The sequence below is a fragment of the Salinicola sp. NYA28a genome, assembly GCF_976982775.1.
Window position 1 is genome coordinate 2,805,612 of sequence record NZ_OZ334582.1, and the last position, 17,645, is coordinate 2,823,256.

Below are 17,645 nucleotides of genomic sequence, written 5' to 3' on the forward strand. Positions count from 1 at the left end.
CTGTTTCAATCCGGCACGCGCCGAACGCCCGGTATCGAGTGGCTAGCCGAGACCAGCGAACCGCTGGCGATTCAGAGCGTGCGCGTCACCTTCTGCAGGTGGCGCGGCTGATCCGGGTCGCCACCGCGTGCCACCGCCAGCTTCGCGGCCATCACGTAGAAGCTCTGGATCACCGATAGCGGCTGCAGATCGTCATGACCGGCGTCGATCAACGGCAGATGACGCTCGGCGACACTGTCGTCGGCCGCCAGCAGCACCTTGGCGCCGATGCTCTCCAGCCATTTCGCCAACTCCAGCATACCGGGTTGATCCGGCCCCGGCGGCGCAAAGACCAGCACCGGATAGCCCGGCCCGATCAGCGCCATCGGCCCATGGCGAACCTCGGCGGCACTGAACGGCTCGGCCTGGATGGCACAGGTCTCCTTGAACTTGAGCGCGGCTTCCTGAGCGATGGCGAGCCCCACGCCGCGACCGATCACCAGCAGCCTGTCGACGTCGACCAGCGCCTCTATCGCCGGCTGCCAGTCCTGTCGTGCTGCCGATTCGAGTCTCGACGGCAGCGCTTCCAGTGCCGACAGCAGCGCCTCGTCACCGACCCAGGCGCCGACCAGATGCGCGCAGGCGGCAAGCGTGGCGAGATAACTCTTGGTTGCCGCGACACTCTTCTCGACTCCCGCATGCAGGGCGATTTCTCGCTCGGAAGCGTGCCCCAGCGGGGAGTCGGGCGTGTTGATCAGCGCCAGGCTGCGCGCCCCGCCGGCGGCCAGCGCCTTCTGCGTCGCGACCAGATCGGGGCTGGCGCCGGACTGCGAAATGGCCACCGCCAGTTGCCCCTGGACACGCCATGGCGCATTGGCAACGGTCGTCAGCGAAGGCGGCACCGACGCCACCGGCAGCCCGAGATGCTTCATGCCGAGATAGCCGAAATAGGCAGCGGCATGGTCGGAACTGCCACGCGCCACCGTCAGCGCGCCATGCAGATCCGCCTCGCGCAGAATCTGGCCGAACTCGGCCAGCGTGCCAGCGTTGGCCTGCCATTGGGCTCGCAGGCATTCCGGGGCGCTCTGCGCCTCTTCCAGCATCAGTGACATCAGTGGCTCTCCCGCGGCGCGCCGGCCGCCCGTGTTGTCGTCTGTTCTCGTGACGTCGCCGATGCCTGGTGAGCGAGCTCGCCCCCGACATAGACAGAATCGATCTCGAGTCGAGCATTCATGACCACGACATCGGCACGGCAGCCGATCTCGAGCCGGCCGATGTCGGTCTCGCCGAGGAAATCGGCAGGATACTGAGATAGCCGACGACAGGCGTCGTCCAGATCGAGGCCGATCTGGAGGAGATTGCGCAGCGCCTGATCCATGGTCAGCGTGCTGCCGGCCAACGTGCCATCGGCCAGTCGCACGCCGCCCAGGCACTTGGTGACATGCTGCTCTCCGAGACGATATTCGCCGTCGGGCATGCCGGCCGCGGCGGTGGAGTCGGTCACGCCATAGAGGTGAGGAATGCAGCGCAAGGCCGTCAGAATCGCCCCGGGATGGACGTGCAGGAGATCGGGAATGATTTCGGCGTAGTCGGCATGCGCCAGCGCCGCGCCGACCATTCCCGGTTTGCGATGATGCAGCCCGGTCATGGCATTGAAGAGATGAGTGAAACCCTGGGCGCCGTGAGCCAGCCCGGCCACGCCCTCTTCATAGCTGCCCAGGGTATGCCCCATCTGCACCCGCACTCCGCGCTCGCGTAGCAGGCGGATGAGCTCGGCATGGCCGGACAGCTCCGGTGCCAGCGTCAGCAGCCGGATCGGGGCGAGCGCCATCAGGGCTTCGACCTCCTCGATCACGCCGGGGTGGGCATACGGCGGCTGGGCGCCCAGCTTGCCGGGGTTGAGATAAGGCCCTTCGAGGTGCACGCCCAGCAGTCGCGAGGCCTGAACGGGCGACTCGTCGATCAGCCGAGCGATATCCCGTAACGCCTGACGGATATCGGATACCGGCGCGGTCATGGTGGTGACCAGCAGGCTGGTGGTCCCGAAGCGCACATGGGTACGTGCCATGGTGGCGGCGGCATCGCCTCCTTCCATGGCGTCCGCCCCGCCGCCGCCGTGGACATGCAGATCGACGAATCCCGGTAGCAGGCGGGGATGATCATTGGCGTCCGGATCGACCGCCTCCCCCTCGAGGGTGACGATTCGCCCGTCACGCCAGTCGAGCGTGCCGAGCCGCCACCCTGCCGGGGTCAGAATGTTGCCGTAAAGCATGTCCTCTCCTGCTCGAACGCTCTCACTGGGTCATTTCCTTCATTCATTTTCCTGGGCTGCCATCATTGGGTGAGTTCCACCATGAAGTCGTAATAGTCGGTGCGACAATAAGTCACCGTCAGTTCGCCGGGCCGGCCGTCGGCGAGATAGCCGAGCCGGGTCATCATCAGCAGCGCCTGGGATGGCGGCACCTGGGCCAGTTGCGCCAGCTCGGCATCGGCGTTGACCGCCGACACGTGCTGCAGGGCCCGTACGATCGGCGTGCCCAGGTCTTCGAGACGGCGATAGAGCGAATGGGTCACGCTCTCGGGATCCGACAGGACATGGCTCGGCAGACAGCTCTCCTCGACCGCGACGACCACGTCATCCGCCAGTCGCAGCCGCTTGAGCCGCGAGACCTGGTGGTCCGCGCTCAGCCCGAGGCGCAGGCTCTCCTCCGCCGTTGGCGTGCCCAGGCGCCGGCTCAACCAGCGCGAGCTGGGGCGATGACCGCGCTGAACCAGCAGTTCGGTAAAGCTGGTCAATCGTGTCAGCGACTGATTCAGACGCGGGGCGATGAAAGTGCCCGAGCCGTGGGTCCGCTGAATCAGCCCCAGCGCCACCAGGCGATCCAGCGCCTTTCTGGCCGTGATGCGGGAGATGTTGAGCGATTCCGCCAGCACTCGCTCCGAGGGCAATGCCTCGCCAGTCTCCCAGTCGCCCGCTTCGATCGCCTCGACCAGTTGCTGGGCCAGCTGGCGATAGAGCGGGGTCGACTGGGCAGCGTCCAGTTTCAGCCGAGAAAGCGTGGGTTCCATGGCAGGTCGGTTCCGGTGTCGCTGTGGTGGAGCTCGTAGTTAATACCACTTCAATACCACCAACATAACCAGTCGAATACCAATCTGCCAGTTCGGCTACTGCCGACATTGGTCGAATGCCACCGCCTGCCACACCCTGCCATACGACGGCCCGCCACGAGCAGCCGTCGACCACCGCATGATTGGCGTGCCCCACGCGGAATCCGTATAGTGTCGCTCTCGTCCACCGACCGATCCGAACCGATGCTGCAGAACAACTCTCTTCTGGCCCAGCTGAAGCAAGATATTCGCGCCAACACGCCGCGCGTTCAGGGCACCATCAAGGCGACAGACAAAGGCTTCGGTTTCCTCGAAGCCGAAGACGGCACCTCCTATTTCATTCCACCACCCGCCATGAAGCAGGTTCTCCACGGCGACCGCATCGAAGCGATCGTCAAGGAGAACGGCGACAAGAAGCAGGCCGACCCCGAGACGCTGCTCGAGGCATCGCTGGATCGCTTCGTCGCACGGGTGCAGAAGCGCGACGGCCGCCTGGCCGTGGTGCCGGACCACCCCTCGATCAATCTGTCGCTCAAGGCCCGTCTCAAGCGTTCGCTGGAAGAGTCCGACATCGCCGATGGCGACTGGGTCGTGGCGCGCCTGATTCGTCATCCGTTGCGCCCGGACGATCGCGCCTTCTTCACCCAGATCGACGAGGTGGTGGTCAAGAGCGAAGATCCGGCCGTGCCGTGGCGCGTCACTCTGGCACGCCATGCCCTGGAGCAGGAGTGCCCGCCGGCGGCCGATGCCTGGCCGCTGAAAGACGAAGGGTTGACGCGCGAAGACCTCACCGCCGAGCCGTTCTTCACCATCGATGGCGAGAAGACGCGCGACATGGACGATGCGCTGCGTATCGAAACCACCGATGACGGCTGGGCGCTGACTGTGGCGATCGCCGACCCGACGGCCTACGTGGACGAGTCTCACGCCGCGGACAAGGAAGCACGCACGCGCGCCTTCACGGTCTACCTGCCGGGTCAGAACATCACCATGCTGCCGGAAGCGCTGGCCGATGACCTGTGCTCGCTGAAGCCGGACGTAGAGCGGCCGGTACTGGCCTGCCGGCTACAGGTCGGTCGCGATGGCACCCTGGGCGAGTACCGCTTCTTCGCCGCGACGATCCGCTCCCAGGCTCGCCTGGTCTACGACAACGTCTCCGACTGGCTGGAAGACAAGGCAGGCACCGAGGCGCCGGCAGCAGCGATCGCCGAGCAGCTCAAGGCACTGGCCGAGCTCTCTCGCGCTCGTGCCGCCTGGCGCGAAGCCAACACGCTGGTGTTCAAGGATCGTCCCGACTACGTGTTCGACCTCGACGATGCCGGCAACGTGCTGGGCATCCGCGTCGAGGAGCGCCGCATTGCCCAGCGCATGATCGAGGAGGCGATGATCGTCGCCAATGCCTGCTGCGCCGATCTGCTGGCCAAGGAAGTGGGACACGGCATCTTCAACGTGCACCACGCTTTCGAACCGGAAAAGATCGATCAGGCGCTGGAGTTCCTGACCGCCCAGGAGATCCCGGTAGAGCGCGAGCAGCTCGCCGAGCTCCCCCGCTATCGCGAGTTGCGCCGGGCGCTGGACCTGCGAGAAGACGCCTGGCTGGACGCGCGCCTGCGGCGCTTCCAGGGCTACACCAACATGTCGGCACGACCGGGACCGCATTTTGGCCTGGGGCTTTCCGCCTACGCGACCTGGACATCGCCGATCCGCAAGTACGGCGATATGGTCAATCACCGCTTGATCAAGCGGGTACTGAAGGCCGAGGCAGCCCCGGCGGAAGCCAGCCAGCAGTTGACCGAACAATTGACCGAGCGCCGTCGACTGAACCGAATGGCCGAACGCGACGTCAAAGACTGGCTTTACGTGCGCTATCTGGCTACCGCCATCGAGCAAGGCGATGTATTCGATGCCGATATCATCGACATCCGCCGAGGCGGCATGCGGGTTCGCCTGACCGCCAACGGTGCCACCGCCTTCGTGCCGGCACCGTTGATTCACAGCGACCGCAATCAGGTCGTGATCGACGACAAGGAAGGCCGCATCCAGGTCGCTGGCGAGCCTCGCTATGCGCTCGGCGGTACCCTGCGCGTCAAGCTGGTCGAAGCGCGTGAAGCAACACGCTCGCTGGTGGCCACTCCCACCGAATGAGCGTGGTAACGGCCTGATAGCGCCGGTAACGGGGCTATCAGGCTACCACTATGGTGTGAACGCCCTGTGGCAGTAACCCGATATACTGCAATGTAGTCATCGCCATTCTCCGGAATGTGCTTTATCGACAGGAACGTTCTGACAGGGAAAGCCTTTTAGAGGAGCGGCTCGTTGCACATTGCCGACGTTACGATGTTCTATGCCCCCGCCAGTGGCGGGGTTCGTACTTACCTCGATGCCAAGCATCGGCGCCTTGCCAAGCGACCGGGCATTACCTGCAGTCTACTGATACCCGGATCCCAGCTCTTTACTCACAACGGCATTCATGAAGTTCCGTCACCGCCGTTGCCGTTCAGCCAGGGTTATCGATTTCCGCTTCGCCGTCGCGGCTGGGAGCGTGAGCTCGTTCGTCTGTCACCGGATATCATCGAAGCCGGCGATCCCTACGTGACCGGCTGGGCCGCGGTGCGGGCCGGACGCAAGCTCGATATCCCCGTCGTCGGTTTCTATCATTCCGACCTGCCGCGGTTGATCAGCAATCGCATGGGCAGCGGTATCGACAAGCTGGTGGAGCGCTATGTCTACCAGCTCTACCGGCGGTTCGACCAGGTACTCGCGCCAAGCCGCGTGATGGCGGAGCGACTGACCCGTCTCGGCATCGAACAGGTCGCCATTCAGCCGCTGGGCGTCGACCTGGAGACATTCCATCCCAGTCGCCGGAACCCGGCGCTGCGTCAGCAGCTCGATCTCGACGACGATACGAAACTGCTGATCTTCGTTGGTCGCGGCTCTCGCGAGAAGAACCTTCACGACCTGCTGGAAACCGCGCGCCTGCTCGGCAAGGGCTATCACTTGCTGCTGGTCGGCCCGAGCATGCCTAGCCGCGTCCCCGACAATGTCAGCGTGATCGACCGCTACACGCCGACCGAAGAGGTCGCGAGCTGGCTGGCATCGAGCGATGCGCTGGTCCATGCCGGTACCCAGGAAACGTTCGGCCTGGTCGCGCTGGAAGCGATGGCGAGCGGCATTCCCGTGGTCGCCGCACGCGCGGGGGCGCTGGCCGAAAACGTGCCGCTGGGCTGTGGATTATTGAGCGAGCCGCATATACCGGCCGACATGGCCCGCGCCGTGAAGGAACTGTTTTCCAATCACGATGCCGCGCAAGCCGGTCGTCGCGCCCGGCGATACGTGGAGCGTAATCACGACTGGGACATCGTCATCGACGGCCTGCTTTCCCACTACCGCCGGCTGACCAGTGCCACCGAAGGCGCAGGAGAGGCCCAGCAGGGTTCCCAGCATGGATGATCGTCATTTTTCGCTGGTGCTCCACGACATCGCCCCCGAAACCTGGCCGGACTATTGTGGATTCGTCGAGGCGATCGATCGTCTCGGTGAACGCCTGGGCCGGCGTATTCCCATCACCTGGCTCGTCGTGCCCAACTTCCACGGTCGTGGCGAATGTCGCGACAGCGACACCCTGCGCCGTGTGCTCGACACCCGTCTGGCGCTGGGCGACGAGCTGACACTGCATGGCTACTATCATCGGGACGATGCCCCGGCGCCGCGCTCGCTGCGCGATTTCTATATGCGCCGGATCTACACCTGGGAAGGTGAGTTCTACACCCTGGACCGCGCTCGCGCTGGCGCTCTGCTCGACGAAGGCATGGCGCAATTCGAGGCCTGCGGCTGGCCTCACGGCGGCTTCGTGGCCCCGGCCTGGCTGATGAGCCAGGGCACCCGCGAGGCGCTGCAGGAACGGCCATTCACCTACACCAGCGACCCGCAACGACTCTATCGCCTGCCAGCCTTTTCCGCGCTGGAAGCGCCTAGCATCGTATGGAGCGCGCGCAGTGCGTGGCGGCGCGGCATGTCGAGAGTGGTCAGCGCCATTCAGTATCGCCGCTTTCAGCACGCCCAACTGTTACGCCTGGCGCTGCATCCGGTGGACATGCGCCATCGCCCTTCGTACGACTACTGGCTGCATTTCGTCGAACACCTGCTCCGACAGGGACGACAGCCGGTGACCAAGCAGGACTGGCTGGCCCATGAAGCTCCTGACCTCGCCCCCGGCAATCTCGCCAATCGGGCGAACAAGGATCGCCCCGCGGCATGAAGCGTATCCTGTGGCTACTGGCGCTGGGTCTGGTGGCGGCGCTGGCGATACCGATCCTGATCGGTGGGCGCGGCATCGTCACCGAACTGCGGGGCTTTCCTACCTCGCAACTGCTGATGATGCTGGGCATGATCTTCGTCTGCTGGAATCTCAACGCCCTACGTCTGAGGTTGTTGCTGGCGGGTCGCGCCGGGAAGCTGTCCCAGACCCGCGCCTTTTCGATCGTCATGGCCACCGAGTTTGCGATCTGCGCCACGCCAGGTGGTACCGGAGGGCCACTGACTCTGCTCGGCCTGCTGGCCCGACGAGGCATTCGGCCGGCCCAGGCCTCCGCCATTTTCGCCGTCGATCAACTGACCGACCTGCTGTTCTTCCTGTCCGGCCTGGTAGGTGTCGCCATTTATGTACTGATCGAGGCGGTCGATCTCAAACTCGGCTGGCTGGTGGGGCTGCCGACCTTGCTGCTGGTCACGGCACTGGCGCTGCTGTGGCTCACGCTCAACAACTACGCCCGCGTCATGCACGTCACCGGTCGCTGGCTGGCCAGGCTCAACGTCAAGCGGCGCTCACGCTTCGGCTTCGCCCGCCGGTTGCTGCACTTTCGCAACTCCCTGATGGAAACCCTGCGTCTGCCGCGCTGGCTGCTGCTGGGCGTCTTCCTGCTCTGCTGCGCGCACTGGCTGATCCGTTACAGCATTCTCTATCTGGTCGTTCAGGGGCTGGGGCAGCATATCGACTGGGCGTGGACTTTCCTGGTCCAGATGGTATCGATGGCCGCAGGTCAGCTGAGCTTCCTGCCGGGTGGCGCGGGCGGCGCCGAGCTGACATCGTCCGCGCTGCTGACGCCACTGATCGGCGCGCAGAGTGCCGCTGCTGCCGTACTGATCTGGCGTTTCGTCACCTACTATTTCTATCTGCTGGCCGGATTTCCGATATTCATCGCCACCGCCGGCAAGGCGTTCCTGCGGATGATGAACAAGCGCAAAGCCTCCGATAAGCGCTGATACCGATATATCAAGCGCTGATACCGATACATCAAGCGCTGATACCGACACATCGCATAACGCAGTTCACGGAGCACGCAAATGCAATCGCCCCGTCAGGCAGGCCTGACGGGGCGATGACAGAGACGTATTGTCTCGAGCGGTCAGCTCACGGCTTACCAGCCAGTAGCCGCCTTCAGTGCATCACCGATTTCGGCGAGCGAACGTACGGTCTTGACGCCAGCGTCTTCCAGCGCAGCGAACTTTTCGTCCGCAGTGCCTTTACCACCGGAGATGATCGCACCGGCGTGACCCATGCGCTTGCCCGGAGGCGCGGTAACGCCCGCAATGTAGGAAACTACCGGCTTGGAGACGTTGGCCTTGATGTAGGCCGCGGCTTCTTCTTCGGCGGTGCCGCCGATCTCGCCGATCATGACGATCGCTTCGGTCTGCGGATCCTTCTCGAACATCTCGAGGATGTCGATGAAGTTGGAGCCCGGGATCGGGTCGCCGCCGATGCCCACGCAGGTGGACTGACCGAAGCCGTGGTCAGTGGTCTGCTTGACCGCTTCATAGGTCAGGGTACCGGAGCGCGACACGATACCGACGCGGCCCGGCTTGTGGATGTGACCCGGCATGATGCCGATCTTGGTCTCGCCCGGCGTGATCACGCCCGGGCAGTTCGGGCCGATCAGGCGAACGCCCAGCTCGTCGCACTTGACCTTGACGTCCAGCATGTCGAGCGTCGGGATGCCTTCGGTGATGCAGACGATCAGCTTGATGCCGGCATTCGCGGCTTCGAGGATCGAATCCTTGCAGAACGGGGCCGGCACGTAGATGACGGAGGCTTCCGCACCGGTCTTCTCGACCGCTTCCTTGACGGTGTTGAACACCGGCAGGCCCAGATGCTCCTGGCCGCCCTTGCCCGGCGTGACGCCACCCACCATGTTGGTGCCGTAGGCGATCGCCTGCTCGGAGTGGAAGGTCCCCTGGCCGCCAGTGAAGCCCTGGCAGATGACCTTGGTGTTCTTGTCGATCAAGATACTCATTACTTGCCCTCCGCCGCTTTGACGACCTGCTGAGCCGCGTCAGTCAGGCTGGTAGCAGCGATGATGTTGAGTCCGCTGGACGCCAGTTTCTCGGCACCCAGCTCGGCGTTGTTACCTTCCAGACGCACCACGACCGGCACGTTGACGCCAACCTGCTCGACGGCACCGATGATACCTTCCGCGATCATGTCGCAACGCACGATACCGCCGAAGATGTTGACCAGCACGGCCTTGACGTTGGTATCGGAGAGGATGATCTTGAACGCTTCCGCCACACGCTCCTTGGTCGCGCCGCCGCCAACGTCGAGGAAGTTGGCCGGGCTGCCGCCGTTGAGGTTGACGATATCCATGGTGCCCATGGCCAGGCCAGCGCCGTTGACCATGCAGCCGATGTTACCGTCGAGCGCAACGTAGTTGAGCTCCCACTCCTGGGCATGCGCTTCGCGCTCGTCTTCCTGCGACGGATCACGCATCGCCTGCAGGTCGGGGTGACGATACAGGGCGTTGGCGTCGAGGTTGATCTTGGCGTCGAGGCAGTGGAGGTTGCCTTCGTCGGTGATCACCAGCGGGTTGATCTCCAGCAGCGCCAGATCCTTGTCGTGGAACAGCTTGGAGAGACCCAGGAAGATCTTGGTGAACTGCTTGATCTGGTCCTTGTTCAGGCCCAGCTGGAAAGCCAGTTCACGCGCCTGATACGGCTGTGCGCCGACCAGCGGATCGATTTCGGCCTTGAGGATCTTCTCGGGGGTTTCCTCGGCGACTTTCTCGATCTCGACACCGCCTTCGGTGGAGGCCATGAAGACGACACGACGCGTGGCGCGATCGACGACGGCGCCCAGATACAGCTCGCTGGCGATATCGGTGCAGTTCTCGACCAGGATCTTGGCAACCGGCTGACCTTTCTCGTCGGTCTGATAGGTCACCAGATTCTTGCCCAGCCACTGCTCGGCGAACGCCTTGGCGGCTTCCGGGCTATCGACCAGCTTGACGCCACCAGCCTTGCCGCGGCCGCCCGCGTGAACCTGTGCCTTGACGACCCACTTGTCGCCACCGATTTTCTTGCAGGCCTGTGCGGCTTCATCCGGCGTGTCGACGGCGAAACCCTTGGACACTGGAAGACCGTAATCGGCAAACAGCTGTTTGCCCTGATACTCGTGAAGGTTCATCGATTCATGCCATTAGGTTGCATGTGACTCGAATGGCAACGAGCCGAGACATCGGCTCGTTGCCCCCGTGCCATTCCGACAGGGAATGGCACCTAGTGCAGGAAACGCGAAAGGAAAGACTTACTTGCGCTTCTTGCGGTTGGCCATGTGAATGGCGTGTCCATCGACGGCCAGCGCCGCCTCGTGCACGGCTTCCGACAGAGTCGGGTGCGCGAAGCAGGTCAGCGCCAGATCTTCGGCGCTGGAGCCGAATTCCATGGCGATCACGCCCTGGGCGATCAACTCGCCGGCGTGCTGTCCCAGGATATGGACGCCGAGCACGCGATCGGTTTCGGCATCGGCGATCACCTTGACCATGCCTTCCGGTGCGTTGTTGGCGAGCGCGCGGCCACTGGCCGAGAACGGGAAGGCACCGGTCTTGACCTCGATACCCTGCTCCTTGGCCTGCTGCTCGTTGATACCCACCCATGCCACTTCCGGGGCAGTGTAGATGACGCTGGGGATGGCATCGTAATTCATCTCCGGCTTCTGCCCGGCGATGATGTCCGCCACCATGACGCCCTCTTCGGACGCCTTGTGGGCCAGCATCGGACCACGGACCACGTCACCGATGGCGTAGACGCCGGAGACGTTGGTACGGCACTGGTCATCGACGAAGATGAAGCCACGCTCGTCGAGCTTGATACCGGCAGCGTCATCGAGCAGATTTTCGGTGTAAGGCTTGCGCCCGACACAGACGATCAGCTTGTCGAAGGTCTGCTCCTGCTCGCCTTCGCTGTCGGTGTACTTGACCACGACTTCGCGGGACTTGCCCTTGCCCTTGATCTCGGAGCCGGTCACCCGCGCGCCCATCTTGATGTCCAGACCCTGCTTCTTGAACAGCTTCTGGGCATCCTTGGCGATCGCCTGATCGACCATCGGCAGGAACGTATCCAGCGCTTCGAGCACGGTGACTTCACTACCCAGGCGATTCCACACGCTGCCCAGTTCGAGGCCGATGACACCGGCGCCGATGACACCCAGACGCTTGGGTGCTTCGGTGAACTCCAGCGCACCGGCTGAGTCGACGATGACATCGTCGGTCATCGGTGCCGGCGGAATGTTCACCGGCACCGAACCGGAGGCGATGATGACATTCTCGGCCTCGTAGGTTTCGGTCTTGCCGTCGTGGCCGGTCACTTCGACCTTCTTCCCGTCGAGCAGCTTGCCGGTGCCTTCCAGCGCGGTGACGCCGTTCGATTTGAACAGCATGCTGATACCGCCGGTATTCTTGGCGATGACGCTGTTCTTGAACTCCAGCATCTTCTTCACGTCGGTGGAAATGTCACCGACGTTGATGCCGATCTCGGCGTAATGGTCGCGAGTCTCGACGAACTTGTGCGAGGTCTCCAGCAACGCCTTGGAGGGGATACAACCCACGTTCAAACAGGTACCACCGTGGACCGTCTTGCCTTCCTTGTTGACCCACTTCTCGACGCAGGCCGTCTTGAGACCCAGCTGAGCGGCGTGGATCGCGGCGACGTAGCCTCCAGGGCCCGCGCCAATGACGATCACATCGAATTTATCGGCCATGAGATATTTCCTGTTCGCTTCGTTTGCCATTCGCCGGGCGAACCCGGCGAATCGAAAGTCCGGTGTTTAGAGATCGAATACGCTCAGATGTCCAGCAGCAGGCGCGCCGGATCTTCCAGCAGCGACTTGATCGCCACCAGGAACTGGACCGCATCCTTGCCATCGATCATGCGGTGATCGTAGGAAACGGCGAGGTACATCATCGGGCGAATCTCGACCTTGCCATTCACCGCCATCGGACGCTCCTGGATCTTGTGCATACCCAGGATCGCGGTCTGCGGCGGATTCAGGATCGGGGTGGACATCAGCGAGCCGAAGATACCGCCGTTGGTGATGGTGAAGGTACCGCCCTGCATGTCCTCGATGCCGAGCTTGCCTTCACGACCCCGCTTGCCGAAGTCGCCGATCGCCTTCTCGACGTCGGCCAGCTTCATGCTGTCGGTATCACGCAGCACCGGCACGACCAGGCCACGCGGCGTGGAAACGGCGACGCCGATATCCTGATAACCGTGGTAGACGATGTCGGTACCGTCGATGGAGGCGTTGACGTCCGGGAAGCGCTTGAGCGCTTCGGTCGCCGCCTTGACGAAGAAGCCCATGAAACCGAGCTTGACGTCGTGCGCCTTGAGGAAGGTGTCCTTGTACTGGCTGCGCAGCGCCATGACCGCACTCATGTCCACCTCGTTGTAGGTGGTCAGCATGGCGGCGGTCTGCTGAGCCTGCACCAGGCGCTTGGCGATGGTCTGACGCAGGCGGCTCATCGGTACGCGCTGTTCGGGACGCTCGCCCTCGACCGCCGGAGCGGCAGCGGCCTTGGGTGCTGCAGCGGCCGGCTTGGCGGATTTCTTCGCCGAACCGTCCTTGATCGCCTTCTGGACGTCTTCCTTCAGAACGCGACCGCCTTTGCCGGTGCCCTCGATCCTGCTCACGTCGAGATCGTTTTCCGCGGCGAGTTTGCGTGCCGCCGGTGCCAGAATCTTGTCGCCAACCTTGGTATCTTCTTCACCATCGGCAGCGGACGCCTGATCCTGGTCGCCAGCGGATTCGGCGGAAGCGCCGCTGTCGCCACCAGAGCCTTCGCCGCCTGCGCCTTCGGAGAAGGTCGCCAGCAGAGCCTCGGACTCGACGACTTCGCCTTCCTGAACCTTGATTTCGGAAAGCGCGCCGTCAGCCGGAGCGACCACTTCCAGCACGACCTTGTCGGTCTCGATTTCGGCCAGCACTTCGTCACGCTTGACCGCTTCGCCGACCTTCTTGTTCCAGCTGGCGACGGTGCCTTCCTGTACGGATTCCGGGAAGCTCGGCGCTTTGACCTCAAAGCTCTTGCCGGCGGCAGCGGGCTTGGCAGCCGCTTTCTCTTCACCGCCCGACTTCTGCTCACCGCCTGATTTTTCTTCGCTCTTGGCCTCGCTCTTGCTACCTTCGGAGGCAGCACCGAGGACGCCCAGCACCTGCTCGGACTCGCAGGTATCGCCTTCTTCGATCTTGATCTCGGAGAGCGTGCCGGCCTCGGGCGCCACCACTTCGAGGACGACCTTGTCGGTTTCGATCTCGACGATCAACTCATCGCGCTCGACGCTGTCGCCCACTTTCTTGTGCCAAGTGGCGACCGTTCCCTCGGCAACGGATTCGGGAAAACTCGGCGCTTTGATATCAGTAGCCATGTCGTATCCTTAGTCTCTTTTCTCTCGCGCCTGTCTCAGCGGCAAGGCGCCTTACGCGTTGAAAGCGTCGTCGACCAGTTGGCTCTGCTGTGCCACGTGGACAGACATATAGCCTGCGGCTGGCGCGGCGGATGCCGGACGACCAGCGAACTTGAGGCTGTGGTCCAACCCTTCGCGCACCATGCTCGCCACCAGGCGCAGATGATGCTGGCTCTGATACCAGGCGCCCTGGTTGAGCGGCTCTTCCTGACACCAGACGACCTGCTCCAAATTCGGATAGGTCCTGAGCGCTTCCAGCAGCTCGTCCTTGGGGAACGGGTAGAGCTGCTCGACACGGATGATTGCCGTGTCGTCACGCTCGTTTTCAGAACGATAGGTCGCCAGATCGTAGTAGACCTTGCCCGAGCAGAGGACGGCTCGCTTGACCTGCTGGGGATCCCGTTCGCCAACGTCGGGAATGACCATCTGGAAACGGCCTTCGGCCAGCTCTTCCATGGTCGAAGTCGCGTCCTTGTGGCGCAGCAGGCTCTTCGGCGACAACACCACCAGCGGCTTGCGCAGCGGACGGATTACCTGGCGGCGCAGCAAGTGGAAGATCTGGGCCGGCGTGGTCGGTACGCAGACCTGCATGTTGTGCTCGGCGCACAGCTGCAGGAAACGCTCCAGACGCGCCGAGGAATGCTCAGGGCCCTGGCCTTCGTATCCATGCGGCAACAGCAGCGTCAGTCCGCACAGACGCGCCCATTTCGACTCGCCCGAGGAGATGAACTGGTCGACCACGACCTGCGCACCGTTGAAGAAGTCACCGAACTGGGCTTCCCAGATGATCAACGAGTTGGGCGCAGTCGTCGCATAGCCGTATTCGAACGCCAGCACGGCCTCTTCCGAAAGGAAGGAGTCATAGATGGCAAACGAGGGCTGATCGTCCTTGATGTGCTGAAGCGGAACATAAGTCGAGGCGTCGGCCTGGTTATGCACCACGGCATGACGGTGGGAGAACGTCCCGCGGCCGGTATCCTGCCCGGTCAGGCGGACCGGATGACCGGCATCGACCAGGGTGGCGTAAGCCAGCGTTTCGGCAAAGCCCCAGTTGAGCGGCTGGTTGCCGGCCAGCATCTTGCGCCGCTCTTCATAGACTCGCGCCACCTGCCGCTGCACGTCGATCCCGTTGGGAATCTCGCTCATCTTCTGCGCCAGTTGCGTCAGATGTTCGAGATCACAGCTGGTATCGGTGTCGCCGCTCCACTCGTGGCCGAGATACGGCGTCCAGTCGACGAACAAGCCCGTATTGGGCTGCTTGACCAGGGCATTGGCAACGTGATTGCCGGCCATCAGGTCGTCGCGATACTGCTCGCCCATTTGCTTGGCCTGATCCTCGGTCAGCACGCCCTCCTTGATCAGCTGTTCCACGTACAGGGTACGCGTCGACTTGTGCGACTTGATCTTGGCGTACATCAGCGGCTGCGTACCGGAAGGTTCGTCGGCCTCGTTGTGTCCCCGGCGACGGTAGCAGACCAGATCGATGACGACATCGCGCTGGAACTCCTTGCGATAGTCGACGGCGACCCGGGTCGCATGCAACACCGCTTCCGGATCGTCACCATTGACGTGGAAGATCGGCGCCTGAACCATCTTGGCGATATCGGTGCAATACTCGGTGGAGCGCGCGTCATCGGCGCGCGACGTCGTGAAACCGACCTGATTGTTGATCACGATGTGCAGCGTGCCGCCGGTCTTGTAACCGCGGGTCTGCGACATCTGGAAGGTTTCCATCACCACGCCCTGACCGGCGAAGGCGGCATCGCCATGCACCACGACCGGCAAGACCTGCTTGCCTTCGACGTCCTGGCGGCGATCCTGACGAGCGCGAACGGACCCTTCCACCACCGGCGAAACGATTTCCAGATGCGACGGGTTGAACGCCAGCGCCAGGTGGACCTCGCCTCCGGGCGTCATCACGTTGGAGCTGAAGCCCTGGTGATATTTGACGTCGCCCGACCCTTGCTCGATCTGCTTCTTGCCGTCGAACTCGTCGATCAGTTCCGACGGGCTCTTGCCAAGGATATTGACCAGCAGGTTGAGACGGCCGCGGTGGGCCATGCCGATCACCACTTCCTTGACGCCGTAGTTGCCGCTGCGCTGGATTACCTCGTCCATCATCGGAATGAAGGATTCGCCACCCTCCAGGCCGAAACGCTTGGTGCCGGGATACTTGGAAGCAAGATAGCTTTCCAGCCCTTCAGCGGCGGTCAGGCGCTCGAGCAGATGCTCCCGTTCGCTCTGGCTGTACTTCGGCTTGGAACGCACCGACTCGAAGCGCTGCTGCAGCCAACGCTTCTCTTCGGTGTTGACGATGTGCATGAACTCACAGCCGATCGAGCGGCAGTAGGTCTGCTCCAGCGCCTCGACGATCTCCTTGAGCGGCGCCTCTTCCTTGCCCAGGAAGAACGAACCGGTCTGGAACTCGGTGTTCATGTCGGCCTGGGTCAAGTCATGGAAAGAGAAATCGAGGTCAGGGACCGTATCGGGCTTGCGCAAACCGAGCGGATCGATATTGGCACGCTGATGGCCACGGAACCGATAGGCATTGATCAGTTGAAGAACCTTGACCTGCTTACGGTTTTCGCTGCTGCCGGTGGCGGCCGATACGGTGGGACGACGCTCGCGCGCCAGCTGGTAGAACTGTTCCCGAATGGGGCTGAGAGGAACGTCTTGGGAGGGAGTGCCTTCCAGGCGCGGCAACTGATCAAACGCTTGGCGCCATTCATCGGGGACAGTCGCGGGGTCATTCAGATACTGCTCGTAGAGCGCTTCCACATAGTGGGCGTTGCCGCCGCTCATATGGGAAGTGCGCCACATCAACTCCATTATGCCTTCTTGCATCTCTCGTTCACCCTACACTGATGGGGTGTTGTCGGCGCCGGTCGCAGCTGCGCGCCTCGGCGTCACTCCGGAACCGTCGCGAGACGGCCAACGACCATGCCAATTCAAGGCGTCGTCATGATCGTTAAAAGCCGGTGCGCGAGGCACCGGCCAATATCTTGAGCTGGATCGGCTGCGACAACGCGTCGCAGCCAATAGCGTGGCGACATGATAACAAGCCAAGCGCTACGATTTAAGTCGTAGATGCCGCCCCTGACCATCAAGTCGCGTTGGACAGCAGCATTTCACGGATTTTTCCGATCGCCCGAGTCGGATTCAGCCCCTTGGGACAGACCGCGACACAGTTCATGATGCCGCGACACCGGAACAGACTGAACGGATCTTCCAGTTCGGCCAGACGGGCCTGCGTCGCGTTGTCGCGAGAGTCCGCCAGGAAACGGTAGGCCTGAAGGAGGCCGGCCGGACCGACGAACTTGTCCGGGTTCCACCAGAACGACGGGCAGGAGGTCGAGCAGCAGGCACACAGAATGCACTCGTACAGACCGTCCAGCTTGTCACGCTCTTCCGGGGACTGCAGACGCTCGATCGCCGGCGCTGCAGTATCGTTCTGCAGGTACGGCTGCATACGCTCGTACTGCTTGTAGAACAGCCCCATGTCGACCACCAGGTCACGCATGACAGGCAGGCCAGGCAGCGGCCGCAGCACCAGCTTGTTGTCCTTGACCACGGATGACAGCGGCGTGATGCACGCCAGGCCGTTGGTGCCGTTCATGTTCATCCCGTCGGAGCCGCAAACGCCCTCGCGGCAGCTGCGACGAAACGCCATCGAGCTATCCTGATCCTTGATCATGGTCAGGATATTGAGAACCATCAGGTCGCGACCCTGGGTATCGATCTGGAACTCCTGCATGTACGGTGCGGAGTCGGTCTCAGGGTTGTAGCGATAAACGGAAACCTGAAGATTGGACATCGGTGACAACCCT

13 protein-coding genes are annotated in these 17,645 nt (G+C 62.9%); 4 read left to right on the plus strand and 9 right to left on the minus strand.

All coding sequences use genetic code 11. The features are described from left to right. Positions 1–71: 71 nt before the first annotated feature. From ACWHY3_RS12655 to ACWHY3_RS12665, 3 genes are all read right to left on the minus strand, one after another. On the minus strand, positions 72–1,091 hold the full coding sequence (locus ACWHY3_RS12655) for an SIS domain-containing protein (protein WP_448126673.1): 1,020 nt from the start codon (positions 1,089–1,091) through the stop codon (positions 72–74). After that, positions 1,091–2,251, minus strand: a complete 1,161-nt coding sequence (nagA, locus tag ACWHY3_RS12660; protein WP_087719541.1) for an N-acetylglucosamine-6-phosphate deacetylase — start codon at positions 2,249–2,251, stop codon at positions 1,091–1,093. The genes ACWHY3_RS12655 and nagA overlap by 1 nt, the downstream gene beginning before the upstream one ends. Positions 2,252–2,313: 62 nt before the next feature. Continuing rightward, positions 2,314–3,048, minus strand: coding sequence for a GntR family transcriptional regulator (locus ACWHY3_RS12665; RefSeq protein WP_087719540.1), 735 nt, complete (start codon positions 3,046–3,048; stop codon positions 2,314–2,316). Positions 3,049–3,291: 243 nt separating this feature from the next. On the opposite strand from ACWHY3_RS12665, the gene ACWHY3_RS12670 reads away from it, so the two are divergent. From ACWHY3_RS12670 to ACWHY3_RS12685, 4 genes are all read left to right on the plus strand, one after another. Beyond that, positions 3,292–5,232, plus strand: a complete 1,941-nt coding sequence (locus tag ACWHY3_RS12670; RefSeq protein WP_087719539.1) for an exoribonuclease II — start codon at positions 3,292–3,294, stop codon at positions 5,230–5,232. Positions 5,233–5,403: 171 nt separating this feature from the next. Then, positions 5,404–6,537, plus strand: a complete 1,134-nt coding sequence (locus ACWHY3_RS12675) for a glycosyltransferase family 4 protein (protein ID WP_087719538.1) — start codon at positions 5,404–5,406, stop codon at positions 6,535–6,537. Beyond that, entirely contained in the window at positions 6,530–7,345 is an 816-nt protein-coding gene (locus ACWHY3_RS12680; RefSeq protein WP_087719537.1) for a DUF2334 domain-containing protein, read from the plus strand. Before ACWHY3_RS12675 ends, ACWHY3_RS12680 begins: the two co-directional genes overlap by 8 nt. After that, the gene (locus ACWHY3_RS12685) at positions 7,342–8,349 is read left to right on the plus strand and encodes a lysylphosphatidylglycerol synthase transmembrane domain-containing protein (protein WP_448126674.1); all 1,008 of its coding nucleotides are present in this window, start codon (positions 7,342–7,344) and stop codon (positions 8,347–8,349) included. The genes ACWHY3_RS12680 and ACWHY3_RS12685 overlap by 4 nt, the downstream gene beginning before the upstream one ends. A 155-nt stretch (positions 8,350–8,504) precedes the next feature. On the opposite strand, the gene sucD is transcribed toward ACWHY3_RS12685, so the two are convergent. The 6 genes from sucD to ACWHY3_RS12715 all read right to left on the minus strand — a co-directional run bounded on the left by sucD (position 8,505) and on the right by ACWHY3_RS12715 (position 17,632). Next, a complete protein-coding gene (sucD, locus tag ACWHY3_RS12690; protein WP_087719535.1) occupies positions 8,505–9,377 on the minus strand; it encodes a succinate--CoA ligase subunit alpha in 873 nt (290 codons plus the stop codon). Beyond that, positions 9,377–10,543, minus strand: coding sequence for an ADP-forming succinate--CoA ligase subunit beta (gene sucC / locus ACWHY3_RS12695; protein WP_071233214.1), 1,167 nt, complete (start codon positions 10,541–10,543; stop codon positions 9,377–9,379). The genes sucD and sucC overlap by 1 nt, the downstream gene beginning before the upstream one ends. 120 nt (positions 10,544–10,663) lie before the next feature. Further along, entirely contained in the window at positions 10,664–12,115 is a 1,452-nt protein-coding gene (lpdA, locus tag ACWHY3_RS12700; protein ID WP_087719534.1) for a dihydrolipoyl dehydrogenase, read from the minus strand. A gap of 83 nt (positions 12,116–12,198) precedes the next feature. Further along, the gene (gene odhB, locus ACWHY3_RS12705) at positions 12,199–13,779 is read right to left on the minus strand and encodes a 2-oxoglutarate dehydrogenase complex dihydrolipoyllysine-residue succinyltransferase (protein ID WP_087719533.1); all 1,581 of its coding nucleotides are present in this window, start codon (positions 13,777–13,779) and stop codon (positions 12,199–12,201) included. Positions 13,780–13,830: 51 nt separating this feature from the next. Continuing rightward, the gene (locus ACWHY3_RS12710; protein WP_071233217.1) at positions 13,831–16,662 is read right to left on the minus strand and encodes a 2-oxoglutarate dehydrogenase E1 component; all 2,832 of its coding nucleotides are present in this window, start codon (positions 16,660–16,662) and stop codon (positions 13,831–13,833) included. 259 nt (positions 16,663–16,921) lie between these two features. After that, a complete protein-coding gene (locus ACWHY3_RS12715; protein ID WP_448126675.1) occupies positions 16,922–17,632 on the minus strand; it encodes a succinate dehydrogenase iron-sulfur subunit in 711 nt (236 codons plus the stop codon). Between the last annotated feature and the right edge of the window lie 13 nt (positions 17,633–17,645).

Bases quoted from the DNA above. Each gene is read 5' to 3' on its own strand.
- ACWHY3_RS12655 (WP_448126673.1), bottom strand. From the start codon at position 1,091: ATGTCACTGATGCTGGAAGAGGCGCAGAGCGCCCCGGAATGCCTGCGA.
- nagA (WP_087719541.1), bottom strand. From the start codon at position 2,251: ATGCTTTACGGCAACATTCTGACCCCGGCAGGGTGGCGGCTCGGCACG.
- ACWHY3_RS12665 (WP_087719540.1), bottom strand. From the start codon at position 3,048: ATGGAACCCACGCTTTCTCGGCTGAAACTGGACGCTGCCCAGTCGACC.
- ACWHY3_RS12670 (WP_087719539.1), top strand. From the start codon at position 3,292: ATGCTGCAGAACAACTCTCTTCTGGCCCAGCTGAAGCAAGATATTCGC.
- ACWHY3_RS12680 (WP_087719537.1), top strand. From the start codon at position 6,530: ATGGATGATCGTCATTTTTCGCTGGTGCTCCACGACATCGCCCCCGAA.
- ACWHY3_RS12685 (WP_448126674.1), top strand. From the start codon at position 7,342: ATGAAGCGTATCCTGTGGCTACTGGCGCTGGGTCTGGTGGCGGCGCTG.
- sucD (WP_087719535.1), bottom strand. From the start codon at position 9,377: ATGAGTATCTTGATCGACAAGAACACCAAGGTCATCTGCCAGGGCTTC.
- sucC (WP_071233214.1), bottom strand. From the start codon at position 10,543: ATGAACCTTCACGAGTATCAGGGCAAACAGCTGTTTGCCGATTACGGT.
- lpdA (WP_087719534.1), bottom strand. From the start codon at position 12,115: ATGGCCGATAAATTCGATGTGATCGTCATTGGCGCGGGCCCTGGAGGC.
- odhB (WP_087719533.1), bottom strand. From the start codon at position 13,779: ATGGCTACTGATATCAAAGCGCCGAGTTTTCCCGAATCCGTTGCCGAG.
- ACWHY3_RS12710 (WP_071233217.1), bottom strand. From the start codon at position 16,662: ATGCAAGAAGGCATAATGGAGTTGATGTGGCGCACTTCCCATATGAGC.
- ACWHY3_RS12715 (WP_448126675.1), bottom strand. From the start codon at position 17,632: ATGTCCAATCTTCAGGTTTCCGTTTATCGCTACAACCCTGAGACCGAC.